Annotated in this window: 20 protein-coding genes; 13 read left to right on the forward strand and 7 right to left on the reverse strand. The window is 55.3% G+C overall.

All coding sequences use genetic code 11. The features are described 5' to 3' along the window. Nucleotides 1-10: 10 nt before the first annotated feature. The gene (locus AC2FLG_RS03705; RefSeq protein ID WP_496691565.1) at nt 11-1,327 is read right to left on the reverse strand and encodes an HlyD family type I secretion periplasmic adaptor subunit; all 1,317 of its coding nucleotides are present in this window, start codon (nt 1,325-1,327) and stop codon (nt 11-13) included. Continuing rightward, nucleotides 1,327-3,066 (reverse strand): type I secretion system permease/ATPase, encoded by a 1,740-nt coding sequence (locus AC2FLG_RS03710; RefSeq protein ID WP_416383920.1) that lies wholly within the window; start codon nt 3,064-3,066, stop codon nt 1,327-1,329. The genes AC2FLG_RS03705 and AC2FLG_RS03710 overlap by 1 nt, the downstream gene beginning before the upstream one ends. 426 nt (nt 3,067-3,492) lie before the next feature. Here AC2FLG_RS03710 and AC2FLG_RS03715 point away from each other — a divergent pair, with 426 nt between their 5' ends. Genes AC2FLG_RS03715 through arcC form a run of 5 tightly spaced genes read left to right on the forward strand, consistent with a single transcriptional unit; the run spans nt 3,493 to nt 9,439 of the window. Further along, nucleotides 3,493-4,899 carry a YfcC family protein gene (locus tag AC2FLG_RS03715; protein ID WP_496705056.1) on the forward strand — a complete coding sequence of 469 codons (1,407 nt, stop codon included), beginning with the start codon at nt 3,493-3,495 and terminating at the stop codon, nt 4,897-4,899. Between the two features lie 9 nt (nt 4,900-4,908). Further along, the gene (locus AC2FLG_RS03720) at nt 4,909-6,246 is read left to right on the forward strand and encodes an amino acid permease (protein WP_496702706.1); all 1,338 of its coding nucleotides are present in this window, start codon (nt 4,909-4,911) and stop codon (nt 6,244-6,246) included. Further along, nucleotides 6,243-7,472 (forward strand): arginine deiminase, encoded by a 1,230-nt coding sequence (locus AC2FLG_RS03725; RefSeq protein ID WP_496691568.1) that lies wholly within the window; start codon nt 6,243-6,245, stop codon nt 7,470-7,472. Before AC2FLG_RS03720 ends, AC2FLG_RS03725 begins: the two co-directional genes overlap by 4 nt. Before the next feature lie 29 nt (nt 7,473-7,501). After that, the gene (gene argF, locus AC2FLG_RS03730) at nt 7,502-8,503 is read left to right on the forward strand and encodes an ornithine carbamoyltransferase (RefSeq protein WP_496705057.1); all 1,002 of its coding nucleotides are present in this window, start codon (nt 7,502-7,504) and stop codon (nt 8,501-8,503) included. A gap of 3 nt (nt 8,504-8,506) precedes the next feature. Continuing rightward, on the forward strand, nt 8,507-9,439 hold the full coding sequence (gene arcC, locus AC2FLG_RS03735) for a carbamate kinase (protein WP_496698379.1): 933 nt from the start codon (nt 8,507-8,509) through the stop codon (nt 9,437-9,439). Here the strand turns inward: arcC and AC2FLG_RS03740 are convergent. Beyond that, nucleotides 9,436-9,681 (reverse strand): hypothetical protein, encoded by a 246-nt coding sequence (locus AC2FLG_RS03740; protein WP_496698381.1) that lies wholly within the window; start codon nt 9,679-9,681, stop codon nt 9,436-9,438. The two genes, arcC and AC2FLG_RS03740, sit on opposite strands and share 4 nt — an antisense overlap. A 25-nt stretch (nt 9,682-9,706) precedes the next feature. Here AC2FLG_RS03740 and AC2FLG_RS03745 point away from each other — a divergent pair, with 25 nt between their 5' ends. Genes AC2FLG_RS03745 through AC2FLG_RS03765 form a run of 5 tightly spaced genes read left to right on the forward strand, consistent with a single transcriptional unit; the run spans nt 9,707 to nt 13,462 of the window. Continuing rightward, entirely contained in the window at nt 9,707-10,225 is a 519-nt protein-coding gene (locus AC2FLG_RS03745) for a DUF4178 domain-containing protein (protein WP_496705058.1), read from the forward strand. Beyond that, nucleotides 10,222-11,523 (forward strand): DUF4178 domain-containing protein, encoded by a 1,302-nt coding sequence (locus tag AC2FLG_RS03750; RefSeq protein WP_496705059.1) that lies wholly within the window; start codon nt 10,222-10,224, stop codon nt 11,521-11,523. Before AC2FLG_RS03745 ends, AC2FLG_RS03750 begins: the two co-directional genes overlap by 4 nt. A gap of 1 nt (nt 11,524) precedes the next feature. Then, nucleotides 11,525-11,689, forward strand: coding sequence for a hypothetical protein (locus AC2FLG_RS03755; protein WP_496689284.1), 165 nt, complete (start codon nt 11,525-11,527; stop codon nt 11,687-11,689). Nucleotides 11,690-11,699: 10 nt separating this feature from the next. Then, on the forward strand, nt 11,700-11,924 hold the full coding sequence (locus AC2FLG_RS03760; RefSeq protein WP_496705060.1) for a DUF350 domain-containing protein: 225 nt from the start codon (nt 11,700-11,702) through the stop codon (nt 11,922-11,924). After that, nucleotides 11,921-13,462 carry a polyamine aminopropyltransferase gene (locus AC2FLG_RS03765; protein WP_496705062.1) on the forward strand — a complete coding sequence of 514 codons (1,542 nt, stop codon included), beginning with the start codon at nt 11,921-11,923 and terminating at the stop codon, nt 13,460-13,462. The genes AC2FLG_RS03760 and AC2FLG_RS03765 overlap by 4 nt, the downstream gene beginning before the upstream one ends. Here AC2FLG_RS03765 and speD read toward each other — a convergent pair. Continuing rightward, nucleotides 13,433-13,834 (reverse strand): adenosylmethionine decarboxylase, encoded by a 402-nt coding sequence (speD, locus tag AC2FLG_RS03770; protein ID WP_281995110.1) that lies wholly within the window; start codon nt 13,832-13,834, stop codon nt 13,433-13,435. The two genes, AC2FLG_RS03765 and speD, sit on opposite strands and share 30 nt — an antisense overlap. Nucleotides 13,835-14,160: 326 nt before the next feature. Between speD and AC2FLG_RS03775 the strand changes: the two genes are divergently transcribed. Next, nucleotides 14,161-15,333 carry an ATP-binding protein gene (locus tag AC2FLG_RS03775; RefSeq protein ID WP_496705064.1) on the forward strand — a complete coding sequence of 391 codons (1,173 nt, stop codon included), beginning with the start codon at nt 14,161-14,163 and terminating at the stop codon, nt 15,331-15,333. Between the two features lie 410 nt (nt 15,334-15,743). Further along, nucleotides 15,744-17,765, forward strand: a complete 2,022-nt coding sequence (locus AC2FLG_RS03780; protein WP_496693766.1) for a DEAD/DEAH box helicase — start codon at nt 15,744-15,746, stop codon at nt 17,763-17,765. Between the two features lie 382 nt (nt 17,766-18,147). Here AC2FLG_RS03780 and AC2FLG_RS03785 read toward each other — a convergent pair whose 3' ends face one another. The 3 genes from AC2FLG_RS03785 to AC2FLG_RS03795 all read right to left on the reverse strand — a co-directional run bounded on the left by AC2FLG_RS03785 (nt 18,148) and on the right by AC2FLG_RS03795 (nt 22,740). Beyond that, a complete protein-coding gene (locus tag AC2FLG_RS03785; protein WP_496698393.1) occupies nt 18,148-19,749 on the reverse strand; it encodes a BCCT family transporter in 1,602 nt (533 codons plus the stop codon). A 29-nt stretch (nt 19,750-19,778) separates the two neighbouring features. After that, the gene (locus tag AC2FLG_RS03790; protein WP_496705066.1) at nt 19,779-20,858 is read right to left on the reverse strand and encodes an extracellular solute-binding protein; all 1,080 of its coding nucleotides are present in this window, start codon (nt 20,856-20,858) and stop codon (nt 19,779-19,781) included. A gap of 847 nt (nt 20,859-21,705) precedes the next feature. Beyond that, nucleotides 21,706-22,740, reverse strand: coding sequence for an AraC family transcriptional regulator ligand-binding domain-containing protein (locus AC2FLG_RS03795; protein ID WP_496705067.1), 1,035 nt, complete (start codon nt 22,738-22,740; stop codon nt 21,706-21,708). A 332-nt stretch (nt 22,741-23,072) separates the two neighbouring features. On the opposite strand from AC2FLG_RS03795, the gene AC2FLG_RS03800 reads away from it, so the two are divergent. Next, nucleotides 23,073-23,537, forward strand: a complete 465-nt coding sequence (locus AC2FLG_RS03800; RefSeq protein WP_496705068.1) for a hypothetical protein — start codon at nt 23,073-23,075, stop codon at nt 23,535-23,537. Nucleotides 23,538-23,769: the final 232 nt, after the last annotated feature.

A 23,769-nucleotide genomic window follows, 5' to 3' on the forward strand; every position in this document is an offset into this window, starting at 1 on the left:
ACGACGGAATCTATTCCCGGAAGGCCCTGTTAAAGTAATCGGCCATCGGTTTTATCAGATATGAAAACGGGGATCGCTCGTCCGTCTTGATCATCGCTTCGACTGGCATGCCGGGTACAAGGCGTTGCCCGTTCAGGCGCTCGATCTGGTTGGCATCAGGTAACATTTCAGCGCGATAAAATGTGTGTCCGGTGTTCTCATCAGTGAACGTATCGGCAGAAATCGTGACAACATGCCCTTCGATTTCGGGGGTTTCGCGTTGGTTGAAGGCGGGAAATCGCAGGAGGGCGGGCTGCCCAATATACACTTGGTCCACATGAATCGCATCTACGCGAGCGGCAATCAGCAGAGGAATTTCCTGTGGTACGACATACATCATCGGTTCTGCCGGTTGTACAACCGAATGCAGTGCAAACACCTGGCTTCCATAGACAGTACCGGAAACCGGCGCCCTAATATCCAGCCGCGATAGACGAACAGCAAGCGAGAGCCTGCGTTCAGACAGTTCGGCGATTTTCGATTGCGCATCGCGTAAGGCGGTGATTGCTTCTTCGCGGCGTGTCGCCTGCAGTTCTACAATCTTGATCTCGGTTGCCGCGATTTGGCCTTTGAGCCGCGCGGCAGCCGCTTCGAGCCTGCCTATTTCACCTGTCAGGCTGGCTTCTTCGCGTTGCAAGGCGGAGACCCGACTGGCTTGTGTCAGACCGCGTTGAAGCAGGCTTTGCTGGTCCTGCAGCTCCTCTTGTATCAGATCGACCTGACGGCGCAGCGAGACCAGTTGCGCCAAGGTGCCCTCGATCTCGCTTTCTATCTGAATGCGTTGCTTGCTCAACTGCTGAGTCTGCTGATTTAGGGTATTCAGACGTGCCTCGAACAGGCGTTGCTGGCCGGCGATCAGCTCAGGGTCAATGTCTTCTTGTTTCTGTACGTCGTTCAGCGCGGATGTCAAAACAATCAGATCAGTGCCATCGCGTTCGGCCTGAAGCCGCGCCTTTCGGACGAGTAATTCAAACAGCTGCGCCTCAACGATGGTCTTTTCCGAGGTCAGAAACGTGTCATCCAGACGTAACAGAATGTCGCCGCCGGTGACGGAGTCACCGTCGCGCACAAAAATCTCGCCGACCACGCCACCGTCTGGATGCTCGACTACCTGGCGGTTGCTTTGAACTTCGATGACGCCCTGCGATACAATGGCGCCTGCCAGCCTGGTCTGCACCGCCCAAAAGCCCAACCCGCCGACTAAAATAGCCAGTGCGAGAAACCCGACCAGAGCAGGAAATGTAATGCGCCAAACAGGGCGCGTGTCATTATGATTGGGCTTTTGCATTACTCACCCACCCGTGCCAGACCTTTTTTGATCGCATTTGCGTTCTGAACCATGGCGCTTAGCACCTCATCGCGGCTGCCGGATTTCACGACCTGGCCATTTTCAACAACAGCAAGATCGTCGCATTCCGAAATGGCCTGTGGTCGGTGCGTCATGATGATGGCTGATTTACCCGCGGCCTTCAGTTCTCGGATCGCGGTGTTCAATGCCTCAGTGCCATCAGCATCCAGAGCCGAGTTCGGCTCGTCCAGGATCAGTAGGACAGGATCTCCATACAAAGCGCGCGCCAGAGCAATACGTTGCTTTTGACCACCCGACAGTTGACTGTCATTGCCTTCCAGAAACGTGTCGTACCCCTTTTCCAACGTCAGGATCAGGTCATGTGCCTTGGCTTTTTTGGCTGCAGCGATGACCGCTTCCGAATCCGGGTTTTGGGACATCCGGGCGATGTTTTCGGTCACTGTTCCGTTGAACAAAGTGACTTCCTGCGGCAGATAGCCGATGTGTTGGCCCAAATCATCAGTGCCGTATTGATCCAGCGTAGCGCCTCCAAGCCTGATTTCGCCAACGGCCGGTTTCCACAATCCTAACAGGGCCTTGGCAAGCGTGGATTTTCCTGACCCGCTTTTGCCGATCACGCCCAAAGCTTTGCCCGGTTCTAGTTTCAGTGAAACGTTCCTGAGTGTCGGTAAATCGGCGCCGGGTGGTACAACGGTCAGTCCTTTGGCGATCAGGCGCGCATCTGGTACAGGCAATTTGGTCCGGTCCGGCTCGGGCGGGGTGGTGTCCAGGAATCGGTTCAGTGAAATCCACGCAGATCGCGCACGCTCCACCAATGCCCATTGGCCCACCGCCTGCTCGACCGGGGCCAATGCGCGCCCAAGCAGGATGGACCCTGCAATCATTGCCCCAGGGGACAGTTCGTTTCTTAAAACCAGCAAAGCGCCCAATGCCAGCATGGCAGATTGCAAGAACAGCCGCATCGACTTGGTTAATGAGGTAAAGCTTCCGGTCCAATCGCTGGCCGAGATGGTCTGTCTCAGCGCATCGGTCCTCTGGGTCAGCCAGCGTTGCGAGATGTCGTGCTGCATTCCTTGCGAGCGGACAACTTCTGCGGCTTGTCTGGCATGTTCCGAGAATGAGCCTGCCCGCGCCGAGGCCTGCTGCGCAGCGGCAACCTTTCTATGAGTGAGCGCCTGATTAAGCAGAGCGATGACAATCAGGATCGCGCCACCCGCAACCGCAAGCCATCCAAGCATCGGGTGGAATAGGAAGATTGCTGCCAGAAAAACCGGTGTCCAGGGGATATCCATTACGGCCAGCAAAACAGGTGAGGAACACAGGTTCTGGATTGCCTCAAGGTCGCGCAAGGCAGTGGCTGGGGCTGCACGGGCCTGCGGAACAAGAGATTTTCGCAGCGTTGCCTCGAACACCCGCTCGTCCAGTTGCGACTGGAACCTCGCTCCGAACCGCGCAACGATACGTCCTCGCGCAAAATCCAGCATGGCCATAAGGCTATATAATAGAGCGACAATCAGAAACAGCGCCGTGAGGGTTTCAACCGCCCGAGAGGCAAGGACCCGGTCATAAACCTGCAGCATGAATAAAGGCCCCGTCAGCATCAGCAGGTTGACAAAGATGCTGAACAGGAAGGCCAGTGCCAGAAATGACAGCCCCTTGTTGCGCACCTTGCGCAACTCATGTCTGGCAGGCAGGGACCTGGGAATTTCAGAGCTCACGTTGTTAGCCTTGGGTTACTGTTCGATACGGGCATTTGCGCCTTAATTTCTTGCACATTAGCCTTTGGTAAGCCTAATGCAAATGTGCGACTTCCCGGTTCAGGGAAATGGGCTGATATGTCAACATGATCACCACAGTCTCAAGCGGGTTTCTGCCAGACTGGGGCGATGGATCGCAAGGTGCTAAACGTTGCACTCAAATGAGCAACTTACGATCTGTAGGAAAGCAAAAACTGACCAACCTGAATCCGGCGTCAGCCTGAATTCTATTGATGCAGGTCAATGCGCAGCGCCAGCGAATGGCGTTCATGTAGAACCGTTCAGGTCGCCTCGGGGTCATTCATCCTTTGAAATCTCATATTGAGACTGTATGAAGGGACCGGAAGTTTCGAAACCCAATCTCAGCTCTTTTAGGAGTTTGATGACATGAAGCTCAAGTTTCCAACTGCATATACAATTCTGTTTGCGTTGATAGCACTGGTCGCCATTGCAACCTGGTTTGTTCCCGCTGGCCAATATGACCGCGTCGCTAACAAAGCCCTGGGACGCGATGTTCCGGCACCGGGCAGCTATCAGGTTGTCGAGCCCAATCCGCAGGGGTTCTATGATGTCGTACTGGCCCCTATCGGGGGGTTTTATGACCCTGTCAGTTATGAAGCGCGGGCGATTGATGTTGCACTTTTTGTGCTGGTGATTGGCGGTTTTTTGGGAGTTGTAACGCGAACCGGGGCGATTGACGCCGGGATTGCGCGCGCAATGGTGCGTCTAAAGGGGCGCGAGAAATGGATGATCCCCATCTTGATGGCCTTCTTTGCTGCGGGGGGCACAATCTATGGCATGGCCGAAGAGTCACTGGCTTTTTACGCGCTGATCATCCCAGTGATGATTGCCGCGCGCTATGACGCGGTAGTGGGTGTGGCCATCATCATGCTGGGGGCGGGGGTTGGCACGCTGGGATCGACGATTAACCCGTTTGCCACAGTCATCGCCTCGGATGCGGCGGGGGTGCCCTTCACCAATGGCATAATGCTGCGCTTTGCGCTGTTGCTGGCATGCTGGTTGGCCTGTGTGGTCTTTGTCATGCGATATGCAGCCAAGGTCAAAGCCGATCCGGATCTGTCCATCGTTGCCGACAAGCGCGAAAGCAATGAGGCGCATTTCCTCAAAGGTGGCCGCACGGGCGGTGAAGCTCCGACCTTTACGAGTATGCATGGGCTGATCCTTTTGATCTTTGCGGCCAGCTTTGGCGTGATGATCTGGGGTGTCGCGGCAGGAGGCTGGTGGATGGCCGAGATGTCCGGCCTGTTCATTGTGTCCTCGATAGTCGTGGGATTGATCGCACGGATCGGGGAAGAGGAATTCACCTCGACCTTCGTTGACGGTGCCCGGGATTTGCTGGGCGTTGCGCTGGTGATCGGGATCGCACGCGGGATCGTAGTGGTCATGGACGCAGGAAACATCACCGATACCATTTTGTATTGGGCAGAAGGTGCCGTGGATGGTTTAGGCAAAGTGGCCTTTATCAATGCGATGTTCGCCTTGCAGGGGCTGTTGTCCTTCCTCGTCCCGTCATCTTCGGGCTTGGCGGTTCTGACGATGCCAATCATGGCGCCGCTAGCAGACTTTTCCGGCGTAGAACGGTCTTTGGTCGTGACGGCCTATCAGTCAGCCAGCGGTTTGGTGAACCTGATTAACCCCACCTTTGCGGTGGTCATGGGCGGGCTTGCCCTGGGGCGTGTGCCCTATGAACGCTGGCTCAGTTTCATGTGGCCGCTTTTACTGATCCTGATCGTCATCATCATGGCCGGGCTCAGCCTTTCCGCGTTGGCATGAGGTCGCATTATGCCCACCGACACCCGATCTAAACCCAAAGGAACCCTTGGGTTCTGGATGTGCACCGCGCTGGTGGTGGGCAATATGATCGGGTCCGGTATTTTCCTGCTGCCGTCTTCTCTGGCCGCGTTCGGGCCAATCTCGATGGCGGGATGGGTTCTGACCGCAGGAGGCGCGATTGTTCTGGCGTTAATCTTCGGGCGACTGGCGCGATTGTCTTCAAATACCGGTGGGCCATACGCTTATGCGCGCGAGGGCTTTGGTGATTTCGCGGGCTTCCTGATTGCTTGGGGCTATTGGATCGCGCTGTGGTCTGGGAATGCCGCCGTTGCCGTCGCCTTTGCTGGCTATCTCAGCTTTATGGTACCCGCCATCGGGGAAACTGCGCTGGCGGGGTTGGCGGTTTCTCTGGGAGCGATCTGGCTGCTCACCTGGGTCAATCTGCGCGGCGTGCGGCAGGCCGGGATTGTGCAGGTGGTGACCACGGTGATGAAACTGGCCCCGCTGCTGGTGCTGATCCTGCTGGGACTGTCCCATGTCCAACCGGCCAACTTCCAGCCGGCCAACCTTAGTGGAATGTCGAACATTTCGGCTATCTCGGCCTGCGCGGCGCTGACGCTTTGGGCCTTTGTGGGGCTCGAATCCGCAACGGTTCCGGCGGACGATGTCAGGAACCCTACCAAAACGATCCCTCTTGCGACGATTGTCGGAACCTGTGTTGCCGCATTGGTCTATATCGCCACGACCTATGTGGCGCTTGGGGTAGTGCCATCCGGCACGCTGTCCGGAAGCAACGCACCGCTGGCGGATGTTGCGCATGTGATGTGGGGGTTTGGCGGTGCGGTATTCATCGCGGCCGGGGCCTGCGTTTCGACCTTCGGCACGCTCAACGGATTTGTGCTACTTACCGGGCAAGTGCCACTGGGCGCTGCCCGCGACGGGTTGTTCCCGGCCGGTTTTGCCCGGGTGTCACGGACCGGTACGCCTGCATTTGGCCTGATCTCCTCAAGCCTGCTAGCCAGCGCTTTGATCGCTATGAACTATACCCGATCCCTGGCTGAACAATTTGAATTCATCATTCTGTTGGCCACCCTATCCACGCTGGTTCCCTACCTGCTGTGCGCAGGTGCCGAGATAATGATCCGCGCAAAACGCAAAGAACGCACCCGCCTGCCACCGCAGGCCTTTGTGCTGGCGGGTCTCGGTTTTGTCTATTCATTCTGGGCGATTTTCGGCGCTGGAAAAGACGTCGTTTTCTGGGGCGTCCTGTTGCTGTTGGCTGGGTTGCCCATCCATGTCTGGCTGCGTTGGCAGTCCGGCGCGATTACATCAAAGGAGATATCATGACTGGATTTGGCACACATTCCGAGATTGGGAAACTTCGAAAGGTGATGGTCTGCGAACCGGGTCTGGCCCATTCCCGCCTGACCCCTGGCAATGCGGCTGAGTTGCTATATGACGATGTCCTTTGGGTGCACAAAGCCCGCTCTGACCATGCCGATTTCCGCATGAAGATGGAGGATCGCGGGGTTCAGGTTTTAGAATTCCAGACGCTGCTTGCAGAAACGCTGAAGGACAAGGGAGCCCGTAATTGGGTTCTGGACCGCCGCATTACCGAAAATCAGGTGGGCGTCGGTATGCTGAATGAGCTGCGCGGCTGGTTGGATGAGATGGCGGCCAAGGATCTGGCCAGATATCTGATCGGCGGCATCGCGGTCGAAGATATGCCGTTCAAACCCTCAGGTATGTTCGGCAGCTATCTGGGGCCATTGGGCTTTGTGATTCCACCGATTCCAAATACGCAGTTCACTCGTGACAACAGTTGCTGGATCTATGGCGGCGTGACGGTCAACCCGATGTACTGGCCGGCGCGGCGCCCCGAAACCCTGTTGGTGACCGCGATCTACAAGTTCCACCCCGAGTTCCGCGACGCAGATTTCGAGATCTGGTGGGGTGACCCAGACAAGGATCACGGCGCGGCCACGGTCGAAGGCGGTGATGTCATGCCCTGGGGCAATGGCAGTGTGTTGATTGGCATGGGCGAACGCACCAGTCCGCAGGCGGTTGGTCAAGTCGCCCGCGCTCTGTTTGCCAAAGGCGCGGCGGAGAGGGTTGTTGCCTGTCAGATGCCCCGCAGCCGCGCGGCTATGCATCTGGATACAGTGTTCAGCCATTGCGACCGCGAGACCGCGACTGCCTATGTTGATGTCTGTAACGACATCCAGTGCATCAGCCTGCGCCCCGGAAACAAAGAGGACACGATCGACTTCCGGCGCGATGACAAACATCTGTTCGATGTGGCCGCCGAATGCCTGGGGATCAAATCTCTGAACATCGTTCAGACAGGCGGAGACGCATTCAATCAGGAACGCGAGCAGTGGGACGACGGCAACAACGTGGTGGCGTTAGAGCCCGGCGTGGTCGTTGCCTATGACCGCAACACCTATACCAACACGCTGCTGCGGAAGGCGGGGGTCGAGGTGATCACGATCTCGGGCTCGGAACTGGGGCGTGGACGCGGCGGCGGGCATTGCATGACCTGCCCGATCTGGCGTGACCCCGTGGACTATTGAACCCGATTACTGAAAAAGGAGATTGACCAATGGCATTTAACATCAAGGGCCGCAGCTTTCTGAAACTGCTCGATTTCAACCAGCGTGAGCTGCGTTATCTGCTGGACCTGTCGCGCGATCTGAAGCGCGCAAAATATGCGGGGTCTGAAATCCAGCATCTAAAAGGCAAGAACATCTGCCTGATCTTCGAAAAATCCTCGACCCGGACCATGTGCGCCTTTGAAGTGGCCGCGATGGATCAGGGTGCCGGTGTCACCTATCTTGGGCCCTCGGGGTCACAGATCGGGCATAAGGAAAGCATGAAGGACACTGCCCGCGTGCTGGGCCGCATGTTCGACGGCATTGAATATCGCGGTTTTGGGCAGGAACTGGCGGAAACTCTGGCCGCCAATGCGGGCGTGCCGGTCTATAACGGGCTGACCGATGAGTTCCACCCGACCCAGATGCTGGCCGATCTGCTGACCATGCAGGAATATGGAGAAAAGCCCCTGCATGACATCAAATACGCCTACGTGGGCGACGGGCGGTCCAATATGGGCCATTCGCTGATGATCGCGGGCTGCATGATGGGGATGGACGTCCGCATCGCCGCCCCACGTGATCTGTGGCCGTCCGACGAATTCCGCGGTCCGGCAGAAGAAGCCGCCGCGCGTTACGGCGCGACGCTGACCATCACCGATGATCCTGCGGCCGCCGTGGATGGCGTGGATTTCATCCACACCGATGTCTGGGTCTCGATGGGCGAAGCACCAGAGGTCTGGGACAGCCGGATCAAGCAGCTGACCCCCTATCAGGTCAATAGCGCGCTAATGACGGCGGCAAACAATCCAAACGTCAAATTCATGCATTGCCTGCCCGCCTTCCACAATACCGAGACTAAAGTGGGCGAAGATATCCACGAGAAATTCGGCATCACCGAAATGGAGGTCACCGAAGAGGTATTCGAAAGCCCCGCCGGTATTCAGTTTGAACAGGCTGAAAACCGGATGCACACGATCAAGGCGGTTCTGGTCGCCACATTGGGGGCCTGAGCCATGCGGATCGTCGTCGCCCTTGGGGGCAATGCGCTGCTGCGGCGCGGTCAGGCCCTGACCGCCGAGAACCAGCGTGAAAACACGGCCATCGCCGCTCAGGCGCTGGCCACCATTGCCGAGGGGAACGAGTTGATTGTGACCCACGGGAATGGCCCTCAGGTGGGATTACTGGCCCTACAGGGCAACGCCTATAAACCGGATGAGGCCTATCCGCTGGACGTGCTTGGGGCGGAAACCGAGGGCATGATCGGGTACATGATCGAGCAGGAGTTGGGCAACCGTCTGCCGCCCGAGACGCCTCTGGCCACGCTGCTGACCATGATTGAGGTCGATGCCAAGGATCCCGCCTTTGACGACCCCACAAAATTCATCGGTCCGGTATATGACAAACCCGAGGCTGAACGAATGGCCGCCGACAAGGGCTGGCAAATTCGTGCGGATGGTGACAAATGGCGACGGGTTGTTGCCTCTCCGCTGCCGAAACGGATTTTTCAAATCAGGCCGATTAAATGGCTGCTGGAACGGCAAACCGTGGTGATCTGCGCCGGTGGCGGGGGCATTCCCACGGCCTATACTTCTCCGGGTTATCTGGAGGGGATAGAAGCGGTGATCGACAAGGATCTGGCCTCGGAGCTGCTGGCCCGAGAGGTCGGGGCCGATTTGTTCATTTCGGCAACGGATGCTGATTGTGCCTATCTGGACTGGGGTACCGATACTCAGCGTGGCATAAAAGCCGCCTCACCAGAGGCCATGGCCAAGTTCAATTTCGCCGCCGGTTCGATGGGCCCAAAGGTCGAGGCCGCCGCCCAGTTTGCGCGGCTTACCGGCAAATCCGCAGCCATCGGCGCACTGGCCGATCTGGCGGATATCGTTGCGGGCAGGAAGGGCACAACCATAAGTAAAGACGCAGCTGAAATCCTATTTCACGACTAACTCAGATGATTGCTGGGGCTGACGGCATCTCTAACATAACCGCCAGCATGTTCAGTCCCACCTAAGTGGTTCTGTTTGAATTCTGGCAACAAGGGCGAGGCGGCACCGGGCGTGTATTCTCCAGAACCAATAACGGCTTGAACTTTCATTTTCTTTGCGCGACTTGAAAGCATGAAGACTTTGAACTGTCCAAACTGCGGTGCGCAAACCCCGATTGCGCTGAAAGGGATAAAGGTTGCCACCTGTGCGTCCTGCGGTACGACGTTGATGATCAATGATGTCCAGGTTCAATCGGCGGGCCAGCAGGGTGAGATGCACGATGCACCGCTTTTGTTCGGGATAGGCGATCAAGTGCAACTGGGTCGAACGTCGACATTGATTCTTGGTCATGCGCGCTATTCCTACGGGCGGGGGTTCTGGGATGAGTTCTGCGGTGTCGATGGTGATGGCCGCACCTGCTGGATATCGCTCGATGAGGGAGATGTCGTTCGGCAGAAACGCTTGACCGAAAAGGACACGCCGAAATTCATGCCTCCGTTCAAGCTGGGCGAAACGCTGGATTTCGACGCGGCCACATTCACGGTTACCGAAGTTGAATATGCCGAATGTATCGCGCTGCGTGGACAATTCGATGAGGTGCTTCAGGTCGGGGAAAGCCATGAATTCGTGAACGCTTCCGCCGGGGACGAGGCTTTGTTGTCCGGCGAATTCTGGCCCGGTCATGCGATCTGGTTCTACGGTCGGTGGTACGACGCATTTGACGTGAAGGTTCAGCGGCATCCATGACCCGAGATCCAAGTCTTCTTTCGATCAACTGCACCTGCTGCGGCGCCGGTCTGGATGTACTGGGCGGTGGCCGGGTGATCGTGCAGATATGTTCGTATTGCGGGGCCGAGCTGGATGCACAGAACAACTATCGGACATTGCGGCAGTTCAAGGATCAGAAACGCCCGGAAACCCCGCTTTCGATTGGGATGAGTGGGTCGTTGTATGGTGCCGAGTTCACCATAATTGGTCTGATCGAACATGCCGAGCGCTGGGGCGGACGGGTCTACCAATGGATAGACCATCAGCTCTATTCGCCAACTCACGGCTATGCCTGGCTGACGCTTGAGGCGGGGCATCTGGTGTTTTCCAGACGCTATCGCGGATCGGCCTGGATGTCGGAGCGGTGGGTTGAAACAGCGGAATCTCCTCCCTCTGTGACGACCGAGGATGGGCGCTTTGTGTATTACGAGACCACCACAAGCGCGGTCACCTATGTCGAGGGCGAATTCACCTGGACGCCTTCACTGGGCGAAAAGACAACGACGATTTCAGCGATGTCTGATACGGCGATGCTGGGGTTTTCGACCACTGGGTCCGAACGCGAGACCTATCGCTCGTTCTATGTTTCGAAACAGCAGGCCGAAGCAGCTTTTGGGGTTTCATTGAACCTGAACCCACATCGGGTGCATCCGCTGCAACCTTTCATCGAGGGCCCAAACTATAGATTTTTGCTGGTCGTATCATTCGTGTTTACGATCCTCTGTCTTGTGATGGCGGTCTCCTTCTCTCAACGATCAGGAGAGAGGGCGATAGAGCGTCAGGCGCTAAAACGTGGCGACTTCCCGGCCGAGATCACAATCCCGCTTGAAGCCAATAGCCAACTGACGAAGGTTTCCTTTTCGGGCAATGTTGAAAACAGTTGGATCTATCTGGACATCGAGCTGCTTGATCCGGACGGAGAGCCGGTGTTCCAGGCGGGTCGGACGATCGAATATTACACCGGCCGCGACTCGGACGGCACATGGCGTGAAGGCAGCAAATTTGCGAGCCTGACGTTTCGGCCAGATCGCACGGGTGACTACACATTGGCACTGGACGTGCCAGAGCAGGGGCTTTGGACCGGGTCGGGCGTAGGCCATGTACCGGGGCAGCCGTTCAGCCAGTTGCAAGTCAGAGTTATTACCGGACTGTCCAGTGGTCTTTGGTCATTCGCGCTGGCAGGGATGTTTGGGGCACTGTTCCTGTTCCAGTTTGGGCGCCAATGGTTACATCAACGCGCCCGGTGGTCAGGAACAGACTGGGTAGATGAGGATTAAAGTGACAGCCTTCAGGATCATTTTCATCGTCATTTCAACCCTGGCCGTGGCCGCCACGGGTTATGTCTCGTGGCATGGGTATTGGGCCGAAAGCCGTGACTTGGACACTTCGGTTCGGGTCGGCAGCGGTGGCGGCGGGTACTATCGGTCAAATCGGATAAAATAGTGAGGAATCAATGGATTATATAACAACAATTCAGATTGCAGAAATCATCAGCACGATCTTTTATACCCTTCTGGGCGTCACACTGATGTGGGTTGTTTGGAAGGTGATCGACTGGATGACACCCTTCTCGGTCGTCCACGAAATCGAAAAGGATCAAAACATCGCGCTGGCGATCCTGATTGGGCTGCTGTTTGTAGCGGTGTCCATCATCATTGCGGCCGTCATCTTGTCATGACCCCGCCCCGCGCGGTTGAGGCGCGCGCCGCGTGGTTGCTGCTGGCCACTTTTCTGGTGGCCGTCGCCGGGCTTATCTACGAGCTGATTGCCGCCACCTTGTCCAGTTATCTGCTGGGGGATTCCGTCCGCCAGTTTTCACTGGTAATTGGCATCTTTCTGTCGGCGATGGGAGTAGGTGCTTGGCTGTCGCGCTTTGTCTCGGATGCGTTTTCCGGTTTTGTCTGGGCGCAGATCCTACTGGGCATCGTTGGCGGTTTTTTGGCGCCGGTGCTGTTTCTGAATTATGCGTGGTTGGGGCAGGTGGCCTTGCCGCTTTACGGCGCTTTGATTGCCATTGGCATCCTGTCCGGGATGGAGATCCCATTAATTGCCCGTGTGCTTGAACAGATCGGGGCGCTGAAGTTCCGATTTGAGAACGTGCTGAGCGTCGACTACATCGGAGCGCTGGTCGCCTCATTGGCTTTTCCACTATTGGTGATCCCGTATCTGGGGCTGATGTCGGCGAGTCTGGCTTTTGGCGGTCTAAACCTTGCCGTGGCTGGCCTGTCTCTGCTGGTGTTTCGGGAATGGGCTACGCGGGTCCAGGTGGCAGTCTGGGCGGTGGCCTTTGTGGCAACGCTGGGCGCACTGTGGCAGTCCGAACGGCTGGTCTCGGTCGCCGAGGCCGAACTGTTCGAAGATGATGTCATCCTGTCCGAGGCCACGTCGTATCAGCAGATCACCGTCACCCGGTACCGCGACCGGGTGCGCCTGTTTCTGGATCATTCGATCCAGTTCGATTCCCTTGACGAACACCGCTATCACGAGCCGCTGGTGCACCCGGCCATGGCCCTTGCGCCGCGCGCGCTTGACGTTCTGATCTTGGGGGGCGGAGACGGCATGGCCGCGCGCGAGGTGCTGCGCTATCCCGAGGTGCAGTCTGTGACGCTGGTGGATCTTGATCCGCGTGTGACGCAGTTGTTTCGCGACCATCCAGATCTGTCCAAGCTGAACGACAATGCTCTCAGCGACCCGCGCGTGACGGTTGTCAACGAAGATGCCTGGAGATTTCTGGAGTGGGAAACCCAGATTTACGACGTGGTGATCATTGATCTGCCAGACCCCAAATCCATCGCCTTGTCCAGACTATACACCAAGCAATTCTACGGCTTGCTGGCCGAACGGCTAAGCGGGCAGGGGGTCTTTGTCACCCAGGCCGGATCACCGTTCTTTGCTCGGCAGGCCTTTTGGTCGGTGGCCGAAACGATCGAGAGCAGCCGCAATCCGCAAAGGCCCGGACGGGGACTGCAGGCGGTTCCCTATCACAGCTACGTGCCGAGCTTCGGCGAATGGGGGTTTGTTCTGGCTACATTTGAACCATTGACCGACCGTAGAATCGAACTGCCGGATGGGTTGAGCTATCTCGACGATGATGTTTGGCGCGCGGCACAGATTTTTGGCGGTGATACCGACCGGGTCGATGCCGAACCTAATACACTGCAATCGCACGCATTGATGGGATACTACTTAGACGGTTGGGACTACTGGTTCCGGTAAACCGCGGTTGACGCGCGTAATTTCAACTCGGGCAGGGCGCAGGTGCTTCTCAAGATATGCGACCGCTTTGTCCGGTTGCGTTGTGCCACACATGAAGATGTCGATGGCGGCATAATCATTTTCCGGCCAAGTGTGGATCGAGATATGGGATTCTGCCAGCAACAACACTCCGGTCACACCGCCATGCCCGCCAAATTTGTGGAACTTGCCCGACAGTATCGTTGCGCCAGCCTCCCGCGCCGCGCGGGTCAGTGCCTCTTCGATGCGCATAACGTCGGTTAGGTATAGGCTGCCGTAATGATCGACCAGAATATGCATTCCCGAGCCAGCCAGCGTGCCTGTGTCAGCGTTTTTGATTGCCGGTATGGTCATGATCCTGGTCCTTTCTGCGATTTGATTTTTCGCAGATTCTTAGGGGTTTGTGCGCGGCAAGTACCTAGTTGGCTTCGCCCTTCAGGGCAATGGAAATGAAATTGAGGGACGCAAAGAGGACTCTTCGAATTTTTTAGTTAAGAAAGAAGAACGTACTCAGGTTAAATTTTCTCTTGATCAAATGGGACGCAGCTTTCCACGATTATGCTCGACCTAAGGTCCAGACTTGCGTGTCATGGTTTTGGGGTGAAGGGCCGAGACGATAGGGTTTCACTGGACAGTAATTTGGAATTTTATCCTTGTAAATCTTCCACCAAATGGAATAAATGCAAGGTATGATCAAGCGCGGTGATAGAAAGTCAGTCGAAGACTCTCTCGAGAACCAGGCGGGCGTAGTCCTGCTTGGGCCGCGGCAAGTTGGGAAGACAACCCTCGCGCAGGATATCGCTGAAAGCCGTGACGCTGTCTATCTTGATATGGAGAGATCTGCTGATCGCCAGGTGCTCGAAGAGCCAGACCTCTATCTCGACGAGCAGGTTGGACGCTTGGTGGTGATCGATGAAGTTCAGCTTATGCCGGGCCTGTTTAAGGCATTACGCGGTCAGATTGACCGACGACGAAGACAAGGGTATCGGACTGGGCAATTCCTGCTGCTGGGGTCGGCCTCGAACACGCTTCTGCACCAAAGTGCAGAATCCTTGGCTGGCCGGGTCAGCTATCACGAGCTGACGCCTTTCATTTTGTCGGAAACCGGAGCGGACTCGATCTCTGCGCTGTGGTTGCGGGGTGGGTTTCCAGATAGCTTCCTTGCCAAGAACGACAAAACCAGCCTGGCATGGCGCGAGGATTTCATCCGGACCTATCTGGAACGCGATGTTCCGGCTTTTGGGTTGCGCATCCCGGCGGAAACATTGCGCCGGTTTTGGACGATGCTTGCCCATGAACAGGGCGGGCTACTCAACGCGGCAAAACTCGCGGGAAACCTTGGCGTATCGGGCCAGAGCGTTGCGCGCTATCTTGATTTGCTGGTCGACCTGATGCTGGTGCGCCGTTTGCAGCCCTGGCATTCCAATGCCGGAAAGCGTCTGGTCAAATCTCCCAAGGTTTATATTCGCGATTCCGGGCTGGCCCATGCACTTCTTGGGATCGAAACACAGGAAGACCTGCTTGGGCACCCGGTTGTCGGCGGCAGTTGGGAAGGATTCTGTATCGAGAACCTGATCGCCGCGGCACCGCGCGGAACAGAAGCAAGCTTCTATCGCTCTTCAGCAGGGGCTGAGGTGGATTTGTTGTTGAAACTTCCCCGCGGCGGCCTCTGGGCCATAGAGATCAAGCGGACGACATCAGCGAAAGTTACGCGTGGGTTTCACATCGCGACAGAAGAATTGGACGTCTCAGAGCGCATCCTTGTCTATGCCAACGACAAGGAAGTGCCGGGGCAGGGAGGTGTACGGGCTATGCCTCTCATGAGCGCGATGAAACGGCTGGCGTCTGCATAGACGCAACAGGGACCGCGCCATTGGCTCAACGTCATGCTCTAAATTCGAAGAAAACGTGGTCGTAGAAGCTATCGAATCCGACTGCTTGTAGTAGATTTCCCGAAGGAGTAGTCACGTTGACCGCCAGCCCGACAGGGACAGCTGGTTTACAGACGGTTGAAAGCTCTACAGAAAAACGCCTGTTTTGATTATTCCAAGCCTGCGCTTCTGCCGCGTCTCAACAAATTGAACCGAAAGCGGCGAGGGTCTCAAGCCGCTACTGAAAGGGAGCAGTACGGACAGGATACGGGATTTTCAGCGCATCTGCCCCGGTTCGTGGCTATACAATAGTCAAGACACTCGTTAAGGGGCTGTCTTTACCCATGGATGATGCATTGATTGCAATACCGCACAATCCCATCTCCTGACCGATGAAAAGAACCACCGCTGTGAAACAAACCATTGCAAATGCGCTGGCTCGCAAGGGCTATGACACCTTAACCCAAGTTCAGCAGGCTGTAACCCGGCCCGAACTGGAGGGGAAGGATATGCTGGTTTCGGCCCAAACCGGATCGGGTAAAACCATCGGATTCGGTCTGGCGATTGCGCCGCGACTTCTGGGTGACGCTGAGACTTTCGAAACCTCGGGCGCACCGCTGGCACTTGTTGTAGCACCAACAAGGGAACTGGCGCTGCAGGTCAAGCGTGAACTGAGCTGGTTGTTCGCCGATGCGGGCGCGTTTCTGGCGTCCTGCGTGGGAGGCATGGATATTCGGGATGAACGCCGTGCGTTGGCGCGTGGCGCGCATATTGTTGTCGCCACTCCGGGACGGCTGCGGGATCATATCATGCGGGGCTCGATCGACCTGACGGCCATTCGCGCCGTGGTTCTTGATGAGGCCGACGAGATGTTGGATCTCGGGTTCCGAGAGGATCTGGAATTCATTCTGGATGAAACACCATCAGACCGTCAGACTTTGCTGTTTTCTGCCACTGTCCCACGTGCGATTGCCAATCTGGCGACACGGTATCAGCGCGATGCAGAACGTGTGAGCACCGTCAGCGAAAAGACGCAGCACGCCGATATTGATTATCGTGCTATGTTGGTCGGCCCGCGCGACGGCGAGAATGCAATTATCAATGTGTTGCGCTATTATGAGGCGCCGAACGCCATCGTGTTCTGCAATACCCGCGCGATGGTGTCACGTCTGACCGCGCGCCTGTCAAACCGGGGCTTTTCGGTCGTCGCCCTATCCGGAGAATTGACCCAGAGCGAACGCTCGAACGCCTTGCAGGCCATGCGCGATGGGCGTGCCAGGGTCTGTGTGGCAACGGATGTTGCCGCCCGCGGTATTGATTTGCCTAACCTTGATTTGGTGGTCCATGCGGAACTGCCAAACAGCCATGAAACACTGCTGCACCGCTCGGGTCGAACAGGCCGGGCCGGGCGCAAGGGCGTTAGCGCACTAGTGGTTGCACCCGCGTCGCGGAAAAAGGCGGAACGTATTCTGAAATTCGCCAAGCTGACCGCCGATTGGGGGACAGCCCCGTCAGCCGAAGAGGTGACCGAACGCGATCAGGTGAGGATGTTCGCATCGGATGACTGGCAAGCAGAGATTACGGAAAGTGAACGCGCAGCAGTTCAGAAAATGGTAGAAAGCTTTACCCCTGAGCAGATTGCAGCAGCTTACCTGCGGCAGTACAAGCTGCGTCATTCCGCGCCAGAAGAGTTGTCGACGGTCGATCAGCAAAGCCAGAAACCGCGCGCGGCCTTTGGCCCCAGCGTCTGGTTTTCGCTGTCCGAGGGGCGCAATCAAAATGCGTCGCCGCGTTATATGCTGCCGATGATCTGCAAGTCAGGCAATCTGACGAAGGATGACATTGGGGCCATCCGGATTGCCGATGATGTGACCTATTTCGAGATCCGTGAGCCCAGCGTCGAAGGGTTTCTGACAGCCGTTGGGCCCGAGATGAAGATCGAAAAGGTCAAGAATCTCGTGCGTCTGGACACGGCACCGGACTTTGCTGCAACTGGCCGGACCAAGCCCATCGGAAAGCAAAAAGGCAAACCGATTACGAGCAAACGAGATACGACTCCGACCGAACGGAGCGGCACTGCAACCTATGGACGTCGCAAGCCTGAACCCGAGGGCCGGGCACCTTCCAGCCCTGCAGAACGTTCCACAAGGGCCGTCAAATCAGCCAAAGTAGAACGCCAGCGTGCTTCGAAAGACGAGGCAGATGCCTTGTTCAAACCGGTTGGTGCAAAGCCAAAGGCACGTAAGGGCGGTAAATCTGAAGCCAAAGGCGGCGATATCAAATCTGCCCGAACAGCATCAAAGGGTCCACCTCCACCCAAAGGTAAGTCAAGCAGCAAGAAGAACCGAGCGCGAGTCGCAGCGGCCAAATCTACAAAAGGTGGCGATTCTGTCCCGAAACGGCGGAAGACTTAGCCTGCATTCCATTCCGAACCTGGTTTTTTGGCTCTGGGCATTACCTTTAAGGGACAATGGAAGGCATGGGCGAAAGAAACCGCTCCATCACGACCAGGATCGGACTATCCCCCACAATGTACCTTTGGTTCACGGGTCGAGATTGTGTGAGAGGCTCACCATGGAGAGCCGACAAGCCTATCCAGTTGCTGTACCACGCGGGTAGCAGAGATGCTGGTGGAAACCATTAGGCAGAGGTTCTTTCGTATTCGTTTGCTCCCAGAAAGTTTGGCAAACTTCACATCAGAACGAAGAAAGCTTCGCGGACAGGTCGAAACCCAAGTCTGTAATTGTCGAGAGGCAGATGTAACTGCCTCTCGACAAATTGAACCACAATGGCTGCCTATCTGTTGAGGAACTCCATTTCGTACTTATCCTCAACATCGGGCACTGGATGCTCAGCGTGAAGCGACGAAACAATACCATAGATCATGAACAACAAGATCACAGCGATTGGTAGCCCTGCGACGATGGACGCTGTCTGTAGCGCGCTCAACCCACCGGCCAGCATTAGGACACCGGCAACAACGCCTGCGGTAATACCCCAAAACACACGGAACTTGATTGGCGGATGCTCGTCACCCATCGACAGCATTGTGCACATCACGAGTGTCCCCGAGTCAGAAGACGTGACAAACCACGAAATCAGCAGAACCGTAATCAACACTGTGATCGGGTACACCAACCATGTGTAGCCAAATCCTTTGACCGTTTGGAATACGCCAGCGGCGTAGTCATTGTTGACCGCCTCGACGACACCTGCGTCGTAGAACAGATCAACCCCGGCTGCTGCGCCACCAAAGACACCCATCCAGAGCATCACGACTGAGGTTGGAATAAGAAGAACGCAATAGCAGAATTGCTTGATCGTCCGCCCCTTTGATACCCGCGCAATGAACAGTCCAACAAACGGGCACCATGCGATCCACCAGCCCCAGTAAAAGATCGTCCACCAGCTCTGCCATTGGTTTTCGGGCTCACCGTTGATCCAGAAACCCATGGGTATCACCGTCCAGAGGTAATCTCCAAATCCGGATATTGTTATGCCCAACAGGAATGCTGTTGGTCCCAGAATGATGAACAGGAGCAGCAGGCCAACACTTGCCATAACGTTGGCTTCAGACAAGATACGAACGCCTTTGCCAACACCAGATGCAGCAGAAGCCGTGCCAAGACAGGTGATGATTGCGACGAGGATCAACTGATTTGTCTGGGTGTTTGCCATCCAGCCAAGATCCTCAAGACCGGCGGCGATTGGTGTGACGCCCAACCCCAATGAGGTTGCGAGGCCAAAGATAGTACCAAATACGCCAATCAGATCGACGAGATGACCCCAGGGACCATAGATCCGTTCCTTCAGAACAGGATAGAGAGCGGTGCGCAAAGTCAGAGGAAGCCCATGGCGGTACGAGAAATATGCAAGGCAGAGGCCAACCAGCACATAAAGGGCCCAACCGTGGAAACCCCAGTGGAAATTCGTGATCGTTACCGCAGAAACCGCGGCGTCAACCGAACCCGGTTCAATTCCCGCCCGCTCTAGGAATGGGCTGCCTTGGATATGGAACATCGGCTCTGCAACGCCCCAATAGATCAGACCAGATCCCAAGCCCGCACTAAATAGCATGCAAATCCATGAAAACGTTGAAAAATCTGGCTCATCATCATCCTTGCCCAGCTTCACGTGTCCGAACCGGCTGATCATTAGCCAAATTACAAAAAACAGCGCCGCGTTAACGACCAGTACATAGAACCAGTCCAGGCTACCGATGATGAAGTTTTTACCTGTCGCAAAGATCGCACTTGAAGCTTCAACATCACGGATCGTGAAAAACACAAACCCCAATATCATCACCATCGAAGCGATACCCATCGTCGGATTCATACCTTTGAACAAGCCGCTCTTTGCTACAAGATTGTCAGGTTTCTGTGTTGATTGATCACTCATTTTGCACCTCTTAGACCTGTTGTTTCGGCTTACCGTGTTGAACCCGCAGCGCCCTGACGGGCGGAGGTTGCGAGCCAGGACTGGAACGCCTCTTCCAGGCGCCCGTGGTTGGTGGCCCACCACTCGGCGTCCGACAGAATGTAAAGATTGTCTTCATACGCCGGACCGTTCGGGATGCGCTCCAAAACGTCATCCGACAGGAGTGTCATCGAAGATTTTCGGGTTGGACCATTTGGCAGGTACCCGACCATATCGGCCAGCGAATTTGAGCTGCTAGCAAAGCGAATAAAATCAATAGCTTCTTCTTTATTCTGGCTTCCTTTTGGTATGCCGAACAGATCCAGCTCAATCACACGGCCGTCCATGTTGACCGTAAAATCGGAACCGTCTTCCTGGGCGGCCGTTGCACCGGTAGTGGCCCAGATCGATGACATAGCAATGTCGCCAGAGTTCAACAGGCGTACGGGTTCACGCCCGGTTTCCCAGATTTGTAGGCCGGTTTTTATGTCGTCCATCTTTTTCAGCGCGCGCTCAACACCTTCTTCGGTTTCGAGCGCTGGATACACATCATCGCGGGCTACGCCGTCGGCCATAAGGGCCCATTCCATGATCACTGTCGGATCATTTCGGATGGCACGTGGCCCAGGATAGGTTTCTGTGTCGAAGAAATCCGAAATGGTTGATGGAGGCGTTTCTGCGAATTGAGAATTGTTATACGCATATGCGGTGCCCCATACGATGACTCCTACGCCACAATCATTCAGGGCACCTTCGACAAAATCCTCGCGAAATGGTGTACCATCGATGCCATCAGGCAGTTCTATGTCAGATATGTTCTCCAGCAAGCCCTCTTCGCAGGCGCGCAGTGAATCTGCTTGCGTAAGGTCGACAACATCCCAAATCACATTTGCGCTCTCGACCTGATCGCGGATTTCCGAGATGCCACCATTGTAATGTGCAACATGCACATCGGCGTTTTTGGCTTGCTCATAAGGGCGCACAAACCCAAGCATCTGACTTCGCATGTAAGGGCCGGTCCAGGATGTGAAGGTGATGGACGGCCCGGGCTCTGGGATTGTGGTTTCGCTCTCAGAGTTACTTTGCGCCATCGCATTACTCAAAGAGAGAGTAGAAAACAGCGCAGCTATCATTATCCGACAGCCCCTGACCGCCTTTAGCCTATAGTACATCATCAAATTCCTCCCTAGTCGCTTCTAATTTTGTATAAGCGCTTTGTTTGGGTCGTCCTCCTGGTCAATTCCCAGCACATTCAGCAAGAATACATCAAATTCACCCTGATGATCAGCAATAATCAAAAATTGCGAAAGCTAAATACGACTATTCCGCCAGACAGAGCGACAGATTTGGCAGAGCCACCAAGAAACAAGGCTTGCGGTTACAGGCTGTTTTCCAGAAGCCCGCGATACAGAGAAACCGGTTCCTGTTCATCGACCACAGTTAATTACGGACCTGATCTTGGGGCCTATCTCACCTTCGGCGAAAGAGTCTCAGGGGCGTGTGCGGGCGCTGGAATGACGACGCCCACGGGCGTAAAGTTGATGTTTTTTCTCAAAATCTTGATGTGTCATCGCAATAAATCTGACCGACAGATCGCCAAATTGAATGCGCACACAGCGTTTCAAACACGCTCAACCGAAAGGGACCAAGAAATGAAAAAGGCACTGATTTCCTCCGTCACCGCGTTCGCCATTGTTCTGAGTGCTGGAATGTCCATGGCGCACCCGTTGGATGGCTACGACCACCAAACTTCCAAAGCGGCTGGCCCTGGCTTCCATTTGAACTCAGAACTATCGAGTTCCGACCCTTGTGATTCATGCACTGATGCATGGGGATGAACTTTAACAGCGGATGCTTTGGACTGCGTTTGAGACGATGAGCTTCCGCTTTCTTGCCCCAGCCTGCAATGTTAACCGATTTGCACATCCTGAGGTCGACCTAAGCGGTTCGAGCACTGCCCGGAGATTGGCCCGTCCAAGTCTTGTAGGCATTGCTAAACGCCGCTTGATCAGAATAACCAAGCGCAAAAGCAATCTCAGACAGACTTAGCTTGGGGTCATCAAGATACTGCTCTGCCAGCCTTGCACGGATGTCCTTTAGCAGTTGTTTGTAAGTTGTGCCTTCCTTGGCAAGTTTGCGCCCAAGTGTGCTGATGCTCATCCCCAGTGTCTTCGCGATATCATCTTGTGTTGGAGCGCTAAAAGACAGTCGCGACATTATCTCGCTCTGCACCAAAGAACTTGTTTCACCTATTACTGGCGGTAAATCGTTCATCAACGTTTGCACATGTTTTTCAAGGTGCAGAAGCAATGCGGGATCCGTATCTTTGATCGGGATATCCATCACTGCTTTATCGAACAAGATACCGGGAACTCTTTGTTTCTGCTTGATATTGACTGACAATGCACTGGAGATTTGGGTCCGCTTTTCTTCGGTCAATTCATGCGGAAAGCGTAGTTCAAGGACTGGCAAAGGCGTCTCAGCCGCAATTTGAAGGCTGGTCAAAAAAGCAGACATTCGAAACTCATTGTGAGCTCCATCAGAACGCATCAGTTCAGCGATGGAATCTATCTCCAGAAACATGCCACGTTCTTCTTCATAGAAGGACAGTTTGGCAAAGCCCCGAGCCAAGCGAGCATAGTTCACTGCCTTCTCGATTGCCTCGCCAACGGTCGGAGAGTTCAAAACGACATAGCTGAGGAGTGTAGTCTTTCTGGGGTTGAAGGTTTTTCCCGCAGTGATCGCAAACAGGGGGTCTCGGGTCTCTTGCACTGCAAGCTCCAAGAGGCGGAGCTCATTGCGAACATCAACAAAATCCGGCGGAGTTTTGTGACAATCAACGGGTAAGTTGGTCGATCTCAGAAGCGCAACAATATCTGAACCACGGTTTTCCAGAAGCCTGGCTAAGTGATGCACACCAAAACCTGGAACACTCCAAGATTGGCCGTCAGAACTCACCTTGTCCTCTTTCATGCTCATATGCCGCCCGAGACTGAAGTGCCCTGCTAATCAGGGCGTTTTGTGTTTTAGGTAACAATACGCAGGGTCCAAAAGCCATGCCAAAAAATCGTTTAAGTGCTGCCACAAGGTAGGCAGTAGCGACCCAACACAGGGCAACCAAAGCCCACTCTTCCTTAGCTTAATCTGTCCGACGAATAGGCGTGGCTCTATGCAGCTACGTTGGTCGACCTATCCGCGGCTTGGCAACTTGAAAGAAAATGCCAAAAAACTGAGCTCTTCTCACAATATCCAAAGCTGTCGCGTTCCTAGGTTTGAAATGTATCGGCAACTTAAGGAGATCAAGAATGGAACGTATTAACATCATCAAAAAGCTCATTGTTGCACCAACCCTGGTGATTGCCCTGTCCACCGGAACGGCCATGGCAGAGCCGGGCCACCACTCGGGTACCGGCGCCCATCATAGCGCCCATATCACTCAGACTGGGATGTCTCGGAACGCCACGCCTGAAACAACGGAATTCCCAACCGTTACCGGCAAAATTGTTAACCGAATAACAAACCTTTCCCCGTTGGAGGCGGCGCAAAATGTGGGAACATCCCAGGATTCTACGACTGTTACCGGGAAGATTCTTAACCTCATAGCAAACCTCTCGCCGCTTGAAACGACGCAGAATGTTGGAACATCCCACTGGATCGGAAGCAGCGACGGCGTTGCCGCCAACAATACAATAAACATCAATTCGGATGCCCATTTTATCGACCATGTGCCCACAGAAAACCAAGGCGGCACGGATTCCTCAGCTCCATAGTGTCACCGCGGGGCGTTTAGACAAGTTGAGGACCAACCTTCGCCCCGCATTACAGCCATTTGTTAGCCAGCAAAACTTGGCATACTTTTTTGCTGTTTTGGGCTCACCGCACGAGGGACGACACATAGACCGGCGAAACTTCTGTAAAGGTTCGAAAAGAACTTCATCGATCAGCTTGGGCGTTGCGTATGTCCGCTCAAAAGTCCCAACTGCAAAAGGGCTCCGACCGGCC

This window comes from Ruegeria sp. CDSA193 (assembly GCF_059611885.1).

Bases quoted from the DNA above. Each gene is read 5' to 3' on its own strand.
- argF (WP_496705057.1), top strand. From the start codon at position 7,502: ATGGCATTTAACATCAAGGGCCGCAGCTTTCTGAAACTGCTCGATTTC.
- AC2FLG_RS03745 (WP_496705058.1), top strand. From the start codon at position 9,707: ATGATCAATGATGTCCAGGTTCAATCGGCGGGCCAGCAGGGTGAGATG.
- AC2FLG_RS03795 (WP_496705067.1), bottom strand. From the start codon at position 22,740: ATGAAAGAGGACAAGGTGAGTTCTGACGGCCAATCTTGGAGTGTTCCA.
- AC2FLG_RS03715 (WP_496705056.1), top strand. From the start codon at position 3,493: ATGAAGCTCAAGTTTCCAACTGCATATACAATTCTGTTTGCGTTGATA.
- AC2FLG_RS03765 (WP_496705062.1), top strand. From the start codon at position 11,921: ATGACCCCGCCCCGCGCGGTTGAGGCGCGCGCCGCGTGGTTGCTGCTG.
- AC2FLG_RS03750 (WP_496705059.1), top strand. From the start codon at position 10,222: ATGACCCGAGATCCAAGTCTTCTTTCGATCAACTGCACCTGCTGCGGC.
- AC2FLG_RS03760 (WP_496705060.1), top strand. From the start codon at position 11,700: ATGGATTATATAACAACAATTCAGATTGCAGAAATCATCAGCACGATC.
- AC2FLG_RS03800 (WP_496705068.1), top strand. From the start codon at position 23,073: ATGGAACGTATTAACATCATCAAAAAGCTCATTGTTGCACCAACCCTG.
- AC2FLG_RS03780 (WP_496693766.1), top strand. From the start codon at position 15,744: ATGAAAAGAACCACCGCTGTGAAACAAACCATTGCAAATGCGCTGGCT.
- AC2FLG_RS03720 (WP_496702706.1), top strand. From the start codon at position 4,909: ATGCCCACCGACACCCGATCTAAACCCAAAGGAACCCTTGGGTTCTGG.
- AC2FLG_RS03705 (WP_496691565.1), bottom strand. From the start codon at position 1,327: ATGCAAAAGCCCAATCATAATGACACGCGCCCTGTTTGGCGCATTACA.
- AC2FLG_RS03725 (WP_496691568.1), top strand. From the start codon at position 6,243: ATGACTGGATTTGGCACACATTCCGAGATTGGGAAACTTCGAAAGGTG.
- arcC (WP_496698379.1), top strand. From the start codon at position 8,507: ATGCGGATCGTCGTCGCCCTTGGGGGCAATGCGCTGCTGCGGCGCGGT.
- AC2FLG_RS03775 (WP_496705064.1), top strand. From the start codon at position 14,161: ATGCAAGGTATGATCAAGCGCGGTGATAGAAAGTCAGTCGAAGACTCT.
- speD (WP_281995110.1), bottom strand. From the start codon at position 13,834: ATGACCATACCGGCAATCAAAAACGCTGACACAGGCACGCTGGCTGGC.
- AC2FLG_RS03790 (WP_496705066.1), bottom strand. From the start codon at position 20,858: ATGGCGCAAAGTAACTCTGAGAGCGAAACCACAATCCCAGAGCCCGGG.
- AC2FLG_RS03785 (WP_496698393.1), bottom strand. From the start codon at position 19,749: ATGAGTGATCAATCAACACAGAAACCTGACAATCTTGTAGCAAAGAGC.